At 58.4% G+C, this 931-nt stretch carries 1 pseudogene; it reads right to left on the bottom strand.

The annotated features are described in order from the left end of the window. Positions 1-122 precede the first annotated feature (122 nt). A pseudogene (locus tag NCT03_RS33630) lies at positions 123-931 on the bottom strand (IS3 family transposase); the annotation flags it as partial.

The raw sequence follows: 931 nt of genomic DNA, 5'->3' as shown, positions 1-931 counted from the left end.
TCCTGATCTGCATGTATCCCTCGTACGAGATCATCGCCGCTCAAAGCGGCCATTATCCCTTCGTCGAGGTGTATCAATTCCTCAGTGCCGACGGTGTATCAATTTACAGGTGCCGATGACACAATCACGATCTTGGCTTCAATCCGATTGCGGAACCATTCCATGGCAAGACATTCGTCACGGAATTTACCGTTGAAGCTTTCGTTCGTGCCGTTCTGCCATGGCTTGCCGGGATCGATTAACGCCGATTCGATCTTCTCCGATACCACCCACTTGAGCAACGCTGCGCTGACGAATTCGGGGCCGTTGTCGCTTCGCATATAGCGTGGCGCGCCGTGAACGCTGATTAGCTTGCTCAGCACCTCAATGACTCTGGCCGATCGGATCGAGCCAGACACATCTATGGCCAAACATTCACGCGTGTACTCGTCGACGACCGTCAGACACGTCAGTTGCTGGCCGTTGGCACACGCGTCAAAGACGAAATCGTAACTCCATACGGCGTTGCGAGCGCTCGGAGCAAGCGGTCGAGGACGCGAACCGGCAACGCGGCGTCGGCGTCGTTTGCGAGGCACCTGAAGACCGGCTTGCGCCCACAACCGGCTGCACCGCTCCTTGCCGATGACGATCCCTTCGCGGCCCAGCATGATGCGGATGCGCCGCGAGCCGAAGCGGGGATAATCACCCGAGAGGCGTCGCATCATCTCCACGATCGGGCCGTTCTTGCCCGGCATGATGCTGAAGTAACCGAGGTTGGCACGACTGACGTGAATCAGCGCACAGGCGCGTCGTTGGCTCAGCCCGCGCGAAATGGCATAGCGGGCTTGCTCGCGACGCGCCTGTGCGCTTACCATTTTTTGCGGAAATCTCCCTCATGACCTCGATTTCCAGGTCGCGCTCCGCCACCAGCTTCTTTAGTCGGCTGTTCTCG

The sequence above is a fragment of the Caballeronia sp. GAWG1-1 genome, assembly GCF_023631465.1.
In the GTDB taxonomy this organism is placed as follows: Bacteria; Pseudomonadota; Gammaproteobacteria; order Burkholderiales; family Burkholderiaceae; genus Caballeronia.
The sequence above is the reverse complement of the archived record's forward strand: the minus strand, read 5'-3'. Positions and strand labels throughout refer to the sequence as shown.